Raw genomic sequence first — 16838 nt, 5'->3', positions numbered from 1 at the left:
TCATGTACAATCCAAAGGAAACGATGCCTATGCGCAAAAAACTGACCGATCAGCAGCGCGCTAAACGTACGAAAGCCGGCATATCGCTCGCTTTGCTCGTTATTTTGCTCGGAGCGGCTTGGGGGATCATAGATGCGAGGAATGAGCCGGACGGGGCGACAAATGCGGAGCAAACGCTTCGCCATGATTTGCATACTTTATGGATATGGAGCGACGAGCAGCTCATCGGCGGCTCGAAGGCCGCGGATTGGACGATCCGCTGGAATGTGACGGGGAAGACCGGGCTGATGACGGAGCTGATACAGAAGCTATTTACGGATGAGAAGGGAAGGGCATTGGACAAACTCGTGCAAAATGAAGGCAGAACGGTAACGGGGACGGTGCCGGAATACGGCGGACGAATTTCACTCAGCCTCGCGTCGGAGGAAGACGGTGGGGAACAGCTCATGCTGCTGCTGGAGACGGGGGAGTCCATGGAGCTAGATCGGAGTGTACTTCTCGATGCAGCAGCTTCGATATCGGGGGAGCTTGTACAGAGCGGCGCAGCTTTCTCGAGCAGCTTGAAGGCGCAGGGTTATTCGGAAAGCGACAGCGATCAGCCAATCCGTCAGATCATGAAGCTGGCGAACGCCAAACCCATTGACCGTTATGAGGACGGGGGGACGATAAGCGAAACCTTCTACACCGGGATGCTTCGTTCGAGCATCGACGCCGGAAGCGGGAAAACGGCGAACTTGCAAATCGCCCTGCATAAAGAGACGCATTCCGACCGCACCGCAATTTCGATTGGAGTCCCTGTCATAACAGGGGATTACAGCACCGGCAGCGCCGGCGGGGAAGGGAAATGAAACGTGCCGGGATTAGAATTAGCCGCGTTCTTTATTCGTTTTTTATGGTACGTTGAATAGCGAATTGAGGATGAATATGTTAAACTACATACCATGTAAAGCTGTCTAAAATACATAGGAAAGAATGAGGCAAATGACCTATATGAACAATATGGAATCCGTCTCCGCAGAGGGCGCAGTTTATTATCTGTTTGGCGCAACAGGCGATCTGGCAAGACGCAAGTTGTTTCCTGCCCTATTCAGTTTATATAAAGATGGCAAGCTGTCGGAAAACTTTGCAGTCGTCGGCCTGGCCCGCCGTCCCCGGACGAATGAGCAGTTCCGTGCGGACTTGTACGAATCGATTGTTGAATTTTGCCGTTACAAAGCGGACGATTCCGAGCTGTGGAACCGTTTTGCGGAGCATTTCGTCTATATGTCACTCGACATTAACGATGTGGAAGGATTCCGCAAGCTGAGTCTTCTGTCCGATCAGCTGGATGCAAAGTATAATATTCCGGGCAACCGTTTATTTTATTTGGCGCTTGCGCCGTCTCTGTTCGGACCGGTTTCGTTCAATCTTCGAGACGGCGGCCTATTGGAGTCAAGCGGCTGGCACCGCGTCGTCATCGAGAAGCCGTTCGGTTATGATCTTCCTTCCGCACAGAAGCTGAACGAGCAAATCAATCAGGTGTTTAAGGAAGAAGAAATTTTCAGGATCGACCACTACCTGGGCAAGGAAATGGTTCAAAATATACAAGTGATCCGTTTTGCCAATGCTTTTTTTGAGCCGTTATGGAATAATAACCATATTGCCAATGTTCAAATTACGCTGTCGGAAACGGTTGGGGTGGAAGACCGCGGAGGTTATTACGATAAGTCAGGCGCTTTGCGCGACATGGGTCAAAATCATATGCTGCAAATGCTGACCATGATTGCGATGGAGCCGCCAAGCCGTCTGCATGGCGAGGATATCCGCGACGAGAAGGTGAAGGTGCTTCGGTCGCTTCGCAACTACGCGTCGAGCGAAGATGTGCGTTCGAAGGTCGTCCGCGGACAATACAGCGAAGGCAGCTACAAAGGAAAAGAGCTTCCGGGCTACCGCCAGGAGGAATCGGTGAACGAGGAATCGACGACGGAAACGTATTTCGCGGCGAAGGTATTCGTCGATAATTTCCGCTGGGCCGGCGTGCCGTTCTATATCCGGACCGGCAAGCGCCTTCCGGTAAAGACGACCGAGGTCGTCATCGAATTCAAGTCCATGCCGCAGAACGTCTTGTTCGCGCAGCGCCATGACCTGGCGCCGAACCTGCTCGTTATTCGCGTCAATCCGCTTGAGGGCATCTATATTAAAGTGAACGCCAAAACGCCGGGAGAGAACAATTCCGTTCAACCGGTAGCAATGGAATTCTGCCAAAGCTGCCAGATCGGCATTAACACGCCTGAAGCGTATGAGCGTCTGATTCACGATGCCGCGCGCGGCGATTCCACCTATTTCACCCGCTGGGATGAGGTATCCCAAGCATGGTCGTTCGTTGACCGTATCGCGCAAGCATGGCGCGAGGACAAAAATGATTTGAAGCATTATCCGGCGGGCTCTTGGGGGCCGGATGCAGCGAACGAGCTGCTGGCCGAGGATGGTTTCCAATGGTGGCCGGTGAACGGACAAGAGGAAGATAACGTGATTTGGGTGTCGAACAGCGGCAAATAAGCGCTGACGAATGCTCTGTACAATGAAGGGAAGGCAAGCATGAGCCAAAAGCTAAGTGAAGAAATTAAACAGGAAGTAGACAAGAGGCGCACATTCGCCATTATCTCCCACCCTGACGCTGGAAAAACGACGCTGACCGAGAAGCTCCTCCTATTCGGGGGTGCCATTCGGCTTGCGGGGTCGGTCAAAGCCCGGAAAGCAAGCCGCCACGCGACATCCGACTGGATGGAAATCGAGAAGCAGCGCGGTATCTCCGTTACGTCGAGCGTAATGCAATTCGACTATTTGGGGCATCGCGTCAATATTCTGGATACCCCCGGCCACCAGGACTTCAGCGAGGACACCTACCGCACGTTGACCGCGGCGGACAGCGCGGTCATGCTGATCGACGTCGCCAAGGGCGTCGAGGCGCAGACGATCAAGCTGTTCCAGGTCTGCCGCAAGCGCGGCATTCCGATCTTTACGTTTATTAATAAGCTGGACCGCGAAGGGCAAAGCCCGTTCGAGCTCATGGAGGAGCTGGAGCGGGTGCTCGGCATCCGCTCGGTGCCGATGAATTGGCCGATCGGCATGGGCCGCGAGCTGTGCGGCGTATACGACCGGATGAAAAATCAGGTCGAGCTGTTCCAGGGCAACGATCATTCGACGATTGAGGTTCGCCCCGTGAGCGGTTATAACGATCCGATCATCCGCGAGATGGCGGGCGACTATCTGACGGATCAGCTTACTCAGGATATAGAGCTGCTGGATGTAGCCGGCGACCCGTTCGACCTCGAGAAGGTGCGGGCAGGAGAGCTGACGCCGGTATTTTTCGGGAGCGCGGTTAACAACTTCGGCGTTCAGACGTTCCTTGAGAACTTCCTGCAGCTTGCGCCGAAACCGACGTCGCGGATGAGTACGACAGGCGTAGTGGAGCCGACGAACGAGAAATTCAGCGGCTACGTGTTCAAAATTCAAGCGAACATGAATCCGGCGCACCGCGACCGGATCGCATTCCTTCGCATTTGCTCCGGCCGTTTCGAACGCGGGATGAGCGTTCGGCATGTGCGCAACGGCAAGGATATCAAGCTGGCCCAGCCGCAGCAGTTTCTTGCACAGGACCGCGACATCGTCGATACCGCTTATCCGGGGGATATTATCGGATTGTTTGATCCAGGCATATTCCGGATCGGGGATTCTTTATCGCAAGGAGCGGAGGTCGTATTCGATGAGCTTCCAACGTTCTCGCCGGAAATATTTGCGAAAGTGACGGTTAAGAACGCGCTGAAGCATAAGCAGTACCAGAAGGGGCTTGATCAGCTCACGGAGGAAGGCACGATACAGGTGTTTTATTCCACGGGCAACTTCGACGAGACGATACTCGGCGTAGTCGGGCATTTGCAGTTCGAGGTGTTCGAGCACCGGATGAAGGCGGAGTACGGCGTAGACATCCAGCTTCACCGGATGCAGTTTCAATTCGCCCGTTGGATCGTCGACGATAAGATCGACCCGGGTAAGTTCCGGATCAATACGACGCTCGTGAAAGACAAGAAGGGCAATTATGTCGTTCTATTTGAGAACGAGTACGCGATGCGGACGGCGATGGACAAAAATCCGACATCCAAGTTTTTGGAAACCGCGCCTTAATCCGGGCGGCGGCAGGACGCAAGCATCCTCAGCTCAAAGCGAAGTTTCGCTTGCAGCGGGGATGCTTTTTTTGAAAAAGAATGTATAAGTTTAGCACTTAAACAGGACGCCGGCAGCCGTTTCTGCTTGGATAGGGGAGCGCGTCAGCAGGCATAGTGCTAAAATAAATCTTTACTCGTATAATAAATGGATAATAGATGAATAGGTGGCTAGGCATCGATGAAAACAATTATGTTCACCGGGGGAGGCTCAGCCGGTCATGTTACCGTTAATCTGGCCCTCATTCCCAGGTTTCTGGAAGAAGGTTGGTCGGTTCAATATATCGGCTCGGAGAGCGGAATTGAGCGGCAGCTCGTCGCGACGATTCCGGAAGTGAACTATTATCCGATTTCAACCGGCAAGCTGAGAAGGTACATGGATATCCAGAACGTGAAGGACCCGTTCAAGGTCGTCAAGGGACTGTTCCAGGCTTATCGGCTGATCAGAACGAATAAACCGAATGTTATTTTTTCGAAAGGCGGCTTTGTTTCCGTTCCGGTCGTTATCGGGGCTTGGTTAAATAAGGTTCCGCTGCTCATTCATGAATCGGATCTGACCCCGGGGCTGGCGAACCGGATTTCCATTCCGTTCGCAACCGGCGTATGCACAACGTTTCCTGAAACGGTCCAGATGCTGAAGGCCGATAAATCCCGGCATGTGGGGGCGGTAATCCGCGAGGAAGTGAAGCAGGGCAATGCCGACCGCGGCAGGGCGTACTGCGGCTTTACCCGAAGCAAGCCTGTCATTCTGGTTATGGGCGGCAGCCTTGGCTCCCGCAAAATTAACCAAACGGTCCGGCAGGCGCTCACCCGTCTGGCCAAGCAGTTCCAAATCGTGCATTTATGCGGTAAAAAACAAGTGGACCCGGTCATTACGACGCCTGGTTACAAGCAGTTCGAGTATGTTAACGAACAGCTGCCGGATATGCTCGCGATGGCGGACTTCGTCGTCTCCCGTGCCGGTTCTAACTCGATCTTCGAGTTTCTGGAGCTGAAGAAGCCGATGCTGCTTATTCCGCTTACGAAGGAGCAAAGCAGGGGCGACCAAATTTTGAACGCGCAATCGTTCGAGAAGTCCGGTTATGCCGACGTCTTGTATGAAGAAAACTTGACTGCCGACAGCTTGATCCAAGGGGTCCTGCATGTATACGATAATCGTGAAGCCTTCATTGACCGGATGAGCCGGAGCGGAGACGTAAATGCTCTGAACGCCGTATATGACTGGATAAACGAGATTGCGAAGAAATAGGATTCATTCATCAGCGGCAGTCTAGGACTTTATGTTTCCGTCCGAGGCGGCCGCTTTACTTTAGGACAAGTTAGCCTCCTAAACCAAGTCAAGAAGCGGCTTGCAAAAATAAGCATAAAAAAAAACTTGTAGAGGCGATTCTGCTTGTTGACGATAAAACGTTTTCATGCCATAATGTACGCGTGTACATAAAAAGTGACGACACCACAGAATAATCGCTTTTCAGGAGGCAATCGATCATTAGCAGGAAAGAAGTAGCGAAGCTGGCCGGCGTATCGGAGGCTACCGTGTCCAGGGTATTGAACAACGTCGGACCGATGAAAGACGAGACGCGCGAGCGCGTCCTGCAGGCGGCAGCCGAGCTGGGTTACGTCCCGAACGCGCTTGCGCAGCAATTCGCCCGGCGGAGGAGCGGGAATATCGGCGTTATTCTGCCATTCGTGCCAAAGGTGCATTTGTTCTCGACCTATTATTTCTCGGAAATTTTAAGCGGGATCGGAGAGACGGCAAAGCGCTGCGGTTATGACCTGCTGCTCATCTTCAGGGAGCCGGACGGGGCAAGGGATTACGCCAAGCTGTTCCGGACGCATAAGATCGACGCCTGCATCGTCCTCGGCTCGGAGAACGTGCCGGAGGAGAGATCCGCGCTTGCGGAGCTCAAGGCGGGAGGTTATCCGTTCTGCCTTGTCAACCAGCGTTACGACGATGAAAGGTACGAGACGGTCGACGCGGATCATTTTGCCGGCAGCAAGGCGGCGGTTCGGCATTTGTTGGAGCAGGGCAAGCTCAGGGTGGCTTTCGTGAACGGTCCGGAGCAATATTCCAACAGCGCTGACCGGCTGGAAGGTTATCGCGCGGCGCTGGCGGATGCAGGCATCAGCTGCGAGGAAGAGCTGGTCTACGTCGGCAACTACAGCCGAAAAAGCGGCCAGGAGCTGGCAGAGCCGATTGCCCGGCGGATTCGCGGAGGCGGCATCGATGCGGTATTTTGCGCGAACGACCGGATGGCGTTCGGACTGATGCAGGGACTGCGCGAGCGGGGACTTGAACCCGGAGAGCATTATGCGCTGGTCGGTTATGATGATTCGGACGGGTCCCGTATCATTAGTCCGCGGCTGTCAACGGTAGCCGTTCCCTTCTATGAGATGGGAAGCTTGGCTGCCGCGAAGCTGCTCGATGCAGAGCAAAGGGCGCAGGCGGAAATTGCCGTGCTGCCGGTCAGCTTCATCCGAAGGGAAACATCTTAAATAAGGAGAGTGGGCTGTTCAATGGATAAAGTAAGAGTAGGTATGGTCGGCTATAAATTTATGGGAAAGGCGCACAGCAATGCGTATCGCGCGCTTCCGATGTTTTTCCCGAATTCCGTCAAGCCGGAGATGAAGGCGATCTGCGGCCGCGACCCGGTGGGACTTGAACAGGCACGCGCTCAGTTCGGCTGGGAAAGCTCGGAGACGGATTGGCAGCGGCTTGTGGCTCGCGACGATATTGATCTGATCGATATTAACGCGCCGAGCGACGCGCATAAAGAGATTGCGCTGGCCGCTGCGGCTGCGGGCAAGCATTTGTTCTGCGAGAAGCCCCTTGCGCTGACGCTGGCCGATTCGCGCGAAATGCTCGAGGCGGCGGAGAAAGCAGGCGTCAAGCATATGGTCGGGTTCAACTACCGCTTCGCGCCGGCGGTACAGCTGGCGAAGAAGCTTGTAGAGGACGGACGTATCGGCAAGATTTTCCATTTCCGCACCGTGTTCCTGCAGGACTGGATCATCGATCCGAGCTTCCCGCTCGTATGGCGCTTGCAGAAGGAAATTGCGGGCTCCGGCTCTCATGGCGACCTGGGCGCGCATTTGATCGATATGGCCCGCTACCTTGTCGGCGAGTTCGACGAGGTTATCGGGATGAGCGAGACGTTCATTAAGGAGCGTCCGATCGCATCGGCGATGACGGGACTTAGCGCGAAAGGCAGCGACGATGCGCCGCGCGGCGAGGTTACCGTTGATGACGCGACGCTGTTTATGACGCGGTTTGCGAACGGCGCGCTGGGCAGCTTCGAGGCGACTCGCTTCGCAGCCGGACATCGCTGCACGAACAGCTTTGAAATTAACGGCAGCAAGGGCAGCATCAAGTTTGATTTTGAGCGGATGAATGAGCTTCAAGTTTATTTCACCGACGATGCAGAGGATGTTCAGGGCTTCCGCCGCGTGCTTGCGACGGATCCGCCGCATGCCTATATGGATGCTTGGTGGCCGGCGGGACATACGATCGGGTACGAGCATACGTTCACGCATGAGGTGCATGAGCTGATGCAGGCGTTCGCTGAGGATCGCCAGCCGGTTCCGAATTTCGTGGACGGCGTCAAGTGTCAGGAGGTGCTGGAGGCGGTGGAGCGTTCGATCGAAGAGCGGCGCTGGGTCGCTATCAGCGAATTAGCGTAACAGGTTTAAAATCGGGCAGTAGAGAGGACGGTAGCGGCAATGAAAAAAGCATTAATCGTGTGGGGCGGTTGGGACGGCCATGAGCCGAAGGAGGTCGCTGACATTTTCCGTCAGGTGCTGACCGGCGAGGGCTTCGAAGTTGAAGTATCCGATACGCTCGAAGCGTTCGCGGACGCGGAGAAGCTGAAGGGACTCGATTTGATCGTGCCGGTATGGACGATGGCTCGAATCGATCAGAAGCTGGTCGATAACGTATCGGCCGCGGTACAAAGCGGAGTAGGGCTCGCGGGCTGCCATGGCGGCATGTGCGACGCGTTCCGTGAGAATGTGGATTGGCAGTTTATGACCGGCGGCCAGTGGGTGGCGCATCCGGGCAACGACGGCGTTGAATACACCGTGAACATCGGCTATTCCTCGAGTCCGCTTACGGAAGGGATCGATGATTTCACCGTACGTTCCGAGCAGTATTACCTGCACGTCGATCCGGCGGTCGAAGTGCTTGCGACGACTCGATTTCCGGTGACACCGGGGCCGCATTCCCTTAACAAAGCGGTGGATATGCCGGTTGTATGGACGAAACGGTGGGGAGTAGGGCGGGTCTATTATAATTCGCTTGGCCATCATGCGGACATCATCGATATCCCGACCGTGAAGGAGCTTATGCGGCGCGGCTTCTTATGGTGTGCGGAAGGCAAATCACTTGCCGCGGCAGCCGGAGCCGGCGAAGCGGCATATAGCGGAATGGCGGATAATCAGCTGTAGCAAGCGGAATGAAGCGATCATCATATTAGGAAATGGGACGAGGGAAACGCGAACATGGAAAAAATAAAAGCAGGCATTATCGGCACGGGTAATATTAGCGGCATTTATTTCGAGAACGGCAATCGGTTTGACGCGCTTCAGGTTGTAGCTTGCGCGGACTTGGACGTAGACCGCGCAAAAGCAAGAGGCGAGGAATTCGGCGTACGGGGCTGCTCGGTGGACGAGTTGCTTGCCGATCCGGAAGTTCAGTTGATTATCAATTTGACGATCCCGCAGGCTCACGCCTCCGTTTGCCTAAGAGCGCTGGAAGCGGGTAAGCATGTATACGTGGAGAAGCCGTTCGCGGTCACCCGCGAGGAAGCGCAGGAGGTGCTTTCGCTGGCGGAGAAGAAAGGTCTTCTAGTCGGAAGTGCGCCCGATACGTTTCTGGGCGGCGGCATCCAGACCAGCATCAAGCTGCTTGAGGACGGCTGGATCGGCACGCCAATCGGCGCCACCGCTTTTATGGTCGGGGGCGGCCACGAATCCTGGCATCCGGCGCCGGAGTTTTATTACCAGAAGGGCGGCGGCCCGATGTTCGATATGGGGCCTTATTATTTGACGGCGCTTGTCGCCATGCTCGGGCCCATTACGCGCGTAACCGGTTCCGCCCGCATTTCTTATCCGGAGCGCACCATTACGAGTAAGCCGAAATATGGGCAAAAAGTTCAGGTGGAGGTGCCGACGCATATCGCAGGCGTCATGGATTTTGCCTCCGGCCCAATCGGCACGCTGTTAACCAGCTTCGACGTGAAGGGCGGTTCGACGCTGCCGCGCATCGAAGTATACGGCAGCGCAGGCACGCTGCTTGTGCCGGATCCGAACGGCTTCGGCGGCGCGATTCGAATTTGCCGGGCTGGGTCGAAGGAGTGGTCCGACATTCCGCTTGCATACGGATATACGGAGAACGCGCGGGGAGTCGGCGCCGCCGACATGGCCAAAGCGATTCAAACCGGACGCAAGCACCGCGCGAACGGCGAGCTCGCTTATCACGTGCTGGAAGCGATGCACGGCTTCCATGACGCCTCGGAGCAGGGCGTTCATTACGTCATGAAGAGCACCTGTGAACGTCCGGCGCCGCTGCCGCTTGGCCTGCAGCCTTACTGCTTGGATTAGATAGGATATGAGAACAGCCTGCCAAGGAGACGTTTGACGTTTCCCGGCAGGCTGTTTTTGTTTTAGCTAACTGGATTTTGTGCATCTAAACATCATGATAACAACTATCAGCTACGATGGTGATACCCTATGTTAATGACAGTCCTTTATATTGTTCGAAATGAAGATATTTTGATTAATTCATACACATAAAAGGCCCATAGAATGGGCCCATTAGGAGAGGTGTTAGTAGGAAATAATTCTAATTATCGGGAATCGTCGATAGAAGATTTCACTTTAATATTTGCCGAAACCCATACAACTACAAGCTATAATCACTAATAAAATAAAAAGCACCAGGATTGTACCCGTATTAGTAAAGGCGCCACCAACATAACCTGACATTCTCAAAGCACCTCCCTACGTTTATAGGATACATTTCAAGTTATGCATGACTGTTTCTTTATGACTGGGTGTTTGTTACAAAGATATTTTAACAATGACTTTAGCCCTAACAGTAACATTTAAAAGATAAAGTGATGAAAGCCTCAGCTTTGTTATCAAATTGGGCTTTTGCCGTTTCCTGACAAACATGGTTCTTCATAGACTAATATCGTACTCAATCTATTTAGAAAGGGAGCAAATAATGAAAATTCCTGTTTCCGGGTTTGTAATGGGATCTTCCGAAGATGACGATATCCATCATTCTCATAAGCTGTATATAACGTCTTGGAATGGCAACCCAGTACATATTCATGCCTTTTCCGGTCAAACATCCATTGATGACGGTCATTCTCATCAATATGCGAGTTGGACCGCTCCTGCTCCAACCGGGGTTCCTCATGTACATGGATATCAAACCGTTACCTCACTTAATCACGGCCATACCCACCTTATTCAAGGTACGACCGGTCCAGCCATCGCTCTTCCTAGTGGAGGACACTATCATTTATTTGAAGGATATACCACTATTAATGGAACTCAACCCCATTCACATGCCTATAGTGGGCGAACAGGCAATGAAGTTAGTAGTATGTAAAAAATTCACTAAATATAAAGGACATTCTACAATAATGAGTAGAATGTCCTTTTTTTCCATATAAGGAATCTTTGTTATTTCTTGGTCAAGCTCCTTTCAAACATATCGATAATAAAAAGGAACCTTTCAGCTTCGCGAAATACGTGATCTGCTAATAATGGATGAATGATACTTTTTATACGGCATGCCTCAATCAAATCCCTTGCTATCTGTTTGAAATCCCGAAGTGATTTTACCGATACTCGATTTTGGTCTAGGAATTGGTCAAGAAGAGGAGCGGTTTGAGATTGAGGACGCATAGATTCTAAATCCTTTGCTTGAAATAGCAATTGATCGAAGTCATGACTAAAATTACGTGCTTGTTCGACTAATTGCCTTTCAGACGGATCAAGCAAATGTCCAATGAACTTGGCATGGTCAGCCATAATTCTTAAGAAAAATACATTTTCATCAATGATAGCATCAGGCAGGGGTTCTAATTTACCAGTATTAAGTTCTTCTAGACGGTTTCTGAAATAAAACGCCTCTCTACTTACGTGATCAACCAACAAAGGGAAATTATTCGCTCCCGGCATCTGACAACTTAATATCAGACCTAATACTTTTCTTTTGAACGCCCATATATGGGAAACCGCGTTGTGAACTTCAGAATTAAATCTTTTGATTTGCTCTGGATCTGCTGAGATTGTGAAAGCATGAGACCTTCTTTCTATTCCTTCAAAAACGGCAAAAAACTGATTTGCTTCCGTAATTAATTGAGTATCCTCACAACGAAAACCTAATTTAAGAAAGAGTGAATGCTCTTTCATAATACGCGACCAAAAGCGGATTTCATCTAGTGATCGCACAACAAACTCATTTGACAACTTTGTCCCCCCCCCTTCTCGAATTCGAATTATTCAATAAAGCATATTAGGGTTAGCAATAACATATGTTAAAATTTTCACTTCGCAATGTCCCTTTAGAGGACCCGCCGAAAAAGAAAGAGAAAGCAAAGGGGAACGTGTCGTGACTTCGTAGCCGTAGATTTAATCATTGCAGATATTTTTCTCTCCGGAGAAATGAAAAAAAGCCCGCTAACCTTTCGGGAGGCCACTGAAAAGTATGACGGCAAACAATTGCAGGCACTCATAGAGAAAAGCAAAACGGCTGGCGTGCAAGTGAACACCGTCATCGGTGATACAGCTTACTCTGAAAAAGATAATATTTTATATACGCAAAACAACGAAATTGAGCTTGTCGCTAAACTAAATCCGCAAACAACCCAAGGCGGACGAAAGAAAGAGGACGAATTTCTGTTTAACAAAGATGCCGGCATGTATGTATGCCCTGCTGGACAGTATGGTGTTCAGCAAGGCGCATCAGGGCAGAAAAGAACGAGGCAAAAACCAGAGGGATACTTATTATTTTAATGTAGAAGTATGCAAGAGTTGTCCGCTCAAAGAAGGCTGTTATGATGGATCCGCAAGTAAGACCTACCCGGTGACGATTACATCAAATGAACACTCGGGACAAATGGCGTTCCAAGATTCGGAGTATTTCAAAGCTAAGTCGAGAGAGCGCTACAAAATCGAAGCCAAGAATAGCGAACTCAAACATAGACACGGGTATGATGTCGCCACATCCTCGGGTCTACTTGGCATGGAAATGCAAGGAGCAATGACCATATTTGCTGTGAATCTCAAGCGATATTGAAGCTAACAGTCTGACAATTCCAGAAAAAGAAGTCACTAAAGCAGAAGAAAAAGGCATCCATCTCCCTGATGCATGGGATTGGATGCCTTTTTTCATTTTGACTGACTTACCAGAGAAGAAAAACGCAAGTTCTTCAGCGGCCTCCTTCCAAAACGAGCAGCTTTTTAGGGAGGGGATGAATCGATTTTCCTTGAAAGTGCCCCGCATGCGGAACGCACCATGACCGCGATCAAAATGCAGCCAAAAACATTTTGAAAGAAGGATTACGCCTCCTAGCCTTGATGTGAGCGTCAAGGTTTCAACCGCGGAGCTAGCCTGGTCAAACTACCTGCCATTGGGAGGGGCTTACCCAGGAATCCGTCACCTCAAAACGCGTTAGTGTTTAGGTGGGGGTAGATCAATTTAACCAAGCATCCACTTTATCCGCGTTTTGCTCGACCCATTCTTTTGCCGCGTCTTCAGGCGTTTTGCCTTCCTGAATTTGAATCATAACGGTCGCCATATCGTCCGGCGTCCAGTTGAACTTGTCGAGAAAAGCGTAAGCTTCCGGCTGGTCGTCGTTCAGTCCTTTGCGGGCAATCGTATGAATTTGCTCGTCGCCGCCGTAGACGTTTTTTGGATCCTCGAGATATTTCAGCTCCATCTTGGCGAATTTCCAGTGCGGTGTCCAGCCGGTCACAATGACAGGCTCCTCATTCTCGTACGCCTTCTCCAGCTCTTGAGTCATTGCGGCGGAGGAGCTTTCGAGCAGCGTCCACTTATCACGCAGGGCGTATTCGTCCAAAACCTTCTCCGTGGACATCATGAGGCCGGCGCCAGGCTCGATGCCGATAATCGTATAATCTACCGATTCGCCTAACGCATCGTTTAAATCTTCAATACTGTTAATGTCCATATATTGCGGAACAACGAGGCCGATTTTGGTTCCTTCCAGGTTAGGTCCCAGATCGTCGTACTTCCCGTCGTATTTCTCTACGTAGGAAGCATGAGTCGTCGGCAGCCAAGCGGCTACCATAGCGTCGGCGCTGCCGTCGGATACGCCGGCCCACATCGGTCCGGCGTCAACCTGCATCAATTCCACTTCATAATTGAGCTTCTGTTCCAATACTTCCTTCACCACGTGCGTGCTGGCAATTTCGGAATCCCAAGCGACATAGGCCAAGGTTACTTTTTTGCTTTCCGCTCCGTTAGAGGAAGAACATCCCGCCAACAAGGCGACCACCATAATAGCTGCTGCAATCAGTTTCATTTTGTAAGATTTCAAAATATCACTCCTTCAATTTTTTGCGAAGCAAAAAATAGCTTCGGAAGCATACGCTTAAATTTTTTTACGAAGCAAAAAATAGCTTCGGAAGCTTACGCTTCTACTTATAATGCATGCCTTTAGGCTGCTTTGTTATTGCGAATGACCTGTTGGGTCAACCGGTCGAGAATAATAGCCAATATGACAATGGCTAGTCCTGCTTCAAAGCCGACGCCCGTATTGCCCTGCGTAACGGCGCGATATACGTAAGCGCCCACGCCTTGCGCCCCGATCATGGAAGCGATAACGACCATCGACAGCGACAGCATGATCGTCTGGTTGATGCCCGCCATAATGGTGGGCATTGCGATCGGAAGCTGCAGCTTGAATAGCTTCTGTGTCGGCGTTGAACCGAACGCGTCTGCCGCTTCGACCAGCTCGGCGGGAACCTGGCGGATACCGAGATTCGTTAAACGAATCGTTGGCGGTATCGCAAAAATAATGGAGGAGATGACGCCCGGAACAACACCGAGGGAGAAGAAGGTGACGGCCGGAAGCAGGTAGACGAATGCCGGCATCGTCTGCATGAAATCGAGCACCGGCGTTACGATTTTTTGCACGCCGCTGCTGCGGGCGCACAGGATGCCGACGGGTACGCCAATGAGTACGGATATGAATGCTGCGGTCAGCACAAGCGCCAATGTCTGCATCGTCTGGCTCCATAAACCAAGATTTTCAATGATGAGCAGACCGACGAAGGTGAACAGCGCCATCTTCCATTTGCCGATAAACCATGCGATTGCGGTAAACAATAAAACAAGAATAAGCGGCGGAAACCAATTCAAAAAAACATCAAGTCCATTAACCGTTTCGCCAACAACCAATCGGATGATTTGAAAGAAAGGATCAAAGTGGGCTTTCAGCCATGTTTCCAGCCAATCGATCCAGTCCGCGAGCGGAATTTTAGGCAGATTCATGCTGTTCACCTGTCCCTATCCCCGTACTTCCGGCTAATGCCGCGAGGACGGCGCCTTTGATCACGACGCCCTTCAGACGTCCGTTCGGATCGATGACGCTGATCGGCAGCCTGGAATTGCTCATTAATTCAAACAATTCGTGAAGCAGCGTATCCGGTTGAACGGAAGGAGCGTCCTTGATTATCGCTTCATCAAGTCTGACGCCATTCTTGATGGCGTTCGATGCATCCTCCGCGGTTACGATGCCAATCAGCCTCATGCCTTTGTCGACCACATAAAGACTGGAAATGCCGCGGTCCCTCATAAACTGCAAGGCTACGCGCGGACCCTTCTCCATCGTTATCGTCTCGGCCTTTACCATGACATGCGCTGCGGTAAGCACCTTGGACAAGTCCACGTCTTCGACGAAACGTTCGACGTATTTGTTGGCCGGCTGCATTAATATTTCCTCAGGCGTGCCAATCTGAACGATCGCGCCGTCCTTCATTAAGGCGATTTGATCGCCGATTCGCAGCGCCTCATTCAAATCATGCGTAATGAAGACGATTGTTTTTTTCATTTTGGATTGCAGCTCCAGCAGTTCGTCCTGCATATCCTTGCGGATCAGCGGGTCAAGCGCGCTGAACGCTTCATCCATAAGCAGAACATCCGGATCGTTGGCGAGCCCCCTCGCAAGTCCTACGCGCTGCTGCATGCCTCCGCTTAATTGATCGGGGTAGCTGTTCTCCCAACCCGTTAGCCCGACCAGCTCCAAGGAGCTCATCGCCATTTCCCTGCGTTTCTTCTTGTCGATCCCTTGCACCTCGAGTCCGTACTCAATGTTCTGAAGGACGGTGCGGTGCGGAAACAGCGCGAATTTCTGAAATACCATGCCTACGTTCTTCCTTCTGAACTTTCTAAGCTGCTCGGGCGACATGCGGAGCACGTCCGTCCCATTGAACAAGACTTGTCCTAATGTAGGCTCAATCAGGCGGTTAAGCAGACGCACGAGCGTCGACTTGCCGCTGCCGGACAAGCCCATAATGACAAAGATTTGTCCTTCTTCTATCGCGAAGTCAGCTTGGTTGACCCCAACCGTCAGCTTCGTGTCCGCGAAAATCTTTTCTTTTGACCATCCTTTATCCAGCAGCGGGATCGCCTTTTTCGGATCGGATCCGAAAATTTTGGTCAGCCTCTTGGCTTCTATAATCGCCATGTTATGCCCCCTTGTGGAATATTTCGACTTTATAAGTGTAGTTGGTTATCTTTGTAAACGTCAAAAGCCGTGAGCCTTTATATACTTTGTACAGTTGTAACTTTACGAACTTTACGTACCGTATACTCCTGATAACTCCCTTTTTCATACCAAAACCTGTCTTTACATATGGAGAAATATTTGTTTACAATACTTGTTGTAGGATTTAGGGGGAAACGACACTCCTCAGGAGGAACGAAATGGATGAACTTGAAGTATTAACAGAGGAACAGCGTACAAAGCTGAGTAACACGCGCAGGCGAGTTATCGAATCGATTGGCAAAAACATGGATTTGTACGGCATAACGCTTTCGATCGGCCATTTATACGGAAATATGTATTTTAATCAGGAGCCGGTGACGCTCGATGAGATGAGCGAGACGATGGGAATGAGCAAGACGTCGATGAGCACAGGCATGCGCACGCTTCATGATCTTAAGATGATAAATAAAGTATGGGGCAAGGGCTCAAGGAAGGATTTGTATGAGGTGGTGCCGGATTGGCATCAAAACTTTGCCGATTTCTTCTCTATTAAATGGAGAAAAGCGGTGGAGCAGAATATGGCCGCCTTAGGCCGGTCCTTGAAGGAAATTGAGGTTCTAAAGGAGCAGTATGCCGGAGATTCGGCTTTTCTGCAGGTGCTGGAGAGCGATGCGGCGAAAATTGACGAGGCTCTGAATTATTATAAGTGGCTGGATCGTTTAATTGATTCTTTCGAGACCGGAAATATTTATCGATTTATTCCGAAAGAAGAATAGCGGAAGGCGAAGCTGCAGGGGGAGATCATCATAACCTTGCGGCTTCTTTTTGTCCGAATCGCCTATTGCCGTGGAACCTTATTTCAGCGTCGGTCGGCTTCCGACCGTCTTTA

General features: G+C 51.3%; 15 protein-coding genes and 2 pseudogenes. 12 read left to right on the top strand and 5 right to left on the bottom strand.

Annotated elements, in window-relative coordinates:
• Positions 1-2 precede the first annotated feature (2 nt).
• The 8 genes from H581_RS0123865 to H581_RS0123830 all read left to right on the top strand — a co-directional run bounded on the left by H581_RS0123865 (position 3) and on the right by H581_RS0123830 (position 9800).
• Positions 3-848, top strand: coding sequence for a YwmB family TATA-box binding protein (locus tag H581_RS0123865; protein ID WP_028612212.1), 846 nt, complete (start codon positions 3-5; stop codon positions 846-848).
• Positions 849-981: 133 nt separating this feature from the next.
• Positions 982-2538, top strand: a complete 1557-nt coding sequence (gene zwf / locus H581_RS0123860; RefSeq protein WP_028612211.1) for a glucose-6-phosphate dehydrogenase — start codon at positions 982-984, stop codon at positions 2536-2538.
• 39 nt (positions 2539-2577) lie between these two features.
• Positions 2578-4164, top strand: coding sequence for a peptide chain release factor 3 (locus tag H581_RS0123855; RefSeq protein WP_028612210.1), 1587 nt, complete (start codon positions 2578-2580; stop codon positions 4162-4164).
• 219 nt (positions 4165-4383) lie between these two features.
• Positions 4384-5451, top strand: a complete 1068-nt coding sequence (locus H581_RS0123850) for an undecaprenyldiphospho-muramoylpentapeptide beta-N-acetylglucosaminyltransferase (protein WP_028612209.1) — start codon at positions 4384-4386, stop codon at positions 5449-5451.
• Between the two features lie 236 nt (positions 5452-5687).
• The gene (locus tag H581_RS0123845; RefSeq protein ID WP_028612208.1) at positions 5688-6698 is read left to right on the top strand and encodes a LacI family DNA-binding transcriptional regulator; all 1011 of its coding nucleotides are present in this window, start codon (positions 5688-5690) and stop codon (positions 6696-6698) included.
• 21 nt (positions 6699-6719) lie between these two features.
• Positions 6720-7883 carry a Gfo/Idh/MocA family protein gene (locus H581_RS0123840; RefSeq protein WP_028612207.1) on the top strand — a complete coding sequence of 388 codons (1164 nt, stop codon included), beginning with the start codon at positions 6720-6722 and terminating at the stop codon, positions 7881-7883.
• A 39-nt stretch (positions 7884-7922) separates the two neighbouring features.
• Positions 7923-8645: a ThuA domain-containing protein gene (locus H581_RS0123835; protein ID WP_028612206.1), complete on the top strand. Its 723-nt coding sequence runs from the start codon at positions 7923-7925 to the stop codon at positions 8643-8645.
• A gap of 54 nt (positions 8646-8699) precedes the next feature.
• Positions 8700-9800, top strand: coding sequence for a Gfo/Idh/MocA family protein (locus H581_RS0123830; RefSeq protein ID WP_028612205.1), 1101 nt, complete (start codon positions 8700-8702; stop codon positions 9798-9800).
• Positions 9801-10076: 276 nt separating this feature from the next.
• Here H581_RS0123830 and yjcZ read toward each other — a convergent pair whose 3' ends face one another.
• A complete protein-coding gene (gene yjcZ, locus H581_RS39080; RefSeq protein ID WP_084134742.1) occupies positions 10077-10184 on the bottom strand; it encodes a sporulation protein YjcZ in 108 nt (35 codons plus the stop codon).
• A gap of 241 nt (positions 10185-10425) precedes the next feature.
• On the opposite strand from yjcZ, the gene H581_RS37400 reads away from it, so the two are divergent.
• Entirely contained in the window at positions 10426-10818 is a 393-nt protein-coding gene (locus H581_RS37400) for a YmaF family protein (protein ID WP_211231496.1), read from the top strand.
• Between the two features lie 74 nt (positions 10819-10892).
• Here the strand turns inward: H581_RS37400 and H581_RS0123815 are convergent, their stop codons facing one another.
• Complete coding sequence (locus tag H581_RS0123815; protein ID WP_028612203.1) at positions 10893-11684, bottom strand: DUF2935 domain-containing protein; 792 nt, start codon at positions 11682-11684, stop codon at positions 10893-10895.
• A gap of 231 nt (positions 11685-11915) precedes the next feature.
• Between H581_RS0123815 and H581_RS37395 the strand changes: the two are divergent.
• Positions 11916-12513 (top strand): annotated as a pseudogene (locus H581_RS37395) (transposase); the annotation flags it as partial.
• A 194-nt stretch (positions 12514-12707) separates the two neighbouring features.
• Positions 12708-12800, top strand: a pseudogene (locus H581_RS37390) (zinc ribbon domain-containing protein); the annotation flags it as partial.
• 110 nt (positions 12801-12910) lie between these two features.
• Here the strand turns inward: H581_RS37390 and H581_RS0123800 are convergent.
• The 3 genes from H581_RS0123800 to H581_RS35200 form a co-directional block, all read right to left on the bottom strand.
• On the bottom strand, positions 12911-13777 hold the full coding sequence (locus H581_RS0123800) for a glycine betaine ABC transporter substrate-binding protein (protein ID WP_342663443.1): 867 nt from the start codon (positions 13775-13777) through the stop codon (positions 12911-12913).
• Positions 13778-13896: 119 nt separating this feature from the next.
• Positions 13897-14733, bottom strand: a complete 837-nt coding sequence (locus H581_RS0123795; RefSeq protein ID WP_028612199.1) for an ABC transporter permease — start codon at positions 14731-14733, stop codon at positions 13897-13899.
• Positions 14720-15928 carry a quaternary amine ABC transporter ATP-binding protein gene (locus H581_RS35200; RefSeq protein WP_051251270.1) on the bottom strand — a complete coding sequence of 403 codons (1209 nt, stop codon included), beginning with the start codon at positions 15926-15928 and terminating at the stop codon, positions 14720-14722. The genes H581_RS0123795 and H581_RS35200 overlap by 14 nt, the downstream gene beginning before the upstream one ends.
• Before the next feature lie 239 nt (positions 15929-16167).
• On the opposite strand from H581_RS35200, the gene H581_RS0123785 reads away from it, so the two are divergent.
• Positions 16168-16725: a GbsR/MarR family transcriptional regulator gene (locus H581_RS0123785; protein WP_028612198.1), complete on the top strand. Its 558-nt coding sequence runs from the start codon at positions 16168-16170 to the stop codon at positions 16723-16725.
• The last annotated feature ends 113 nt before the right edge of the window (positions 16726-16838 follow it).

The sequence above is a fragment of the Paenibacillus harenae DSM 16969 genome, from assembly GCF_000422465.1.
Classification (GTDB): domain Bacteria; phylum Bacillota; class Bacilli; order Paenibacillales; family Paenibacillaceae; genus Pristimantibacillus; species Pristimantibacillus harenae.
Note: the sequence above shows the minus strand (reverse complement) of the source record. Positions and strands in the feature narration are given on the sequence as shown.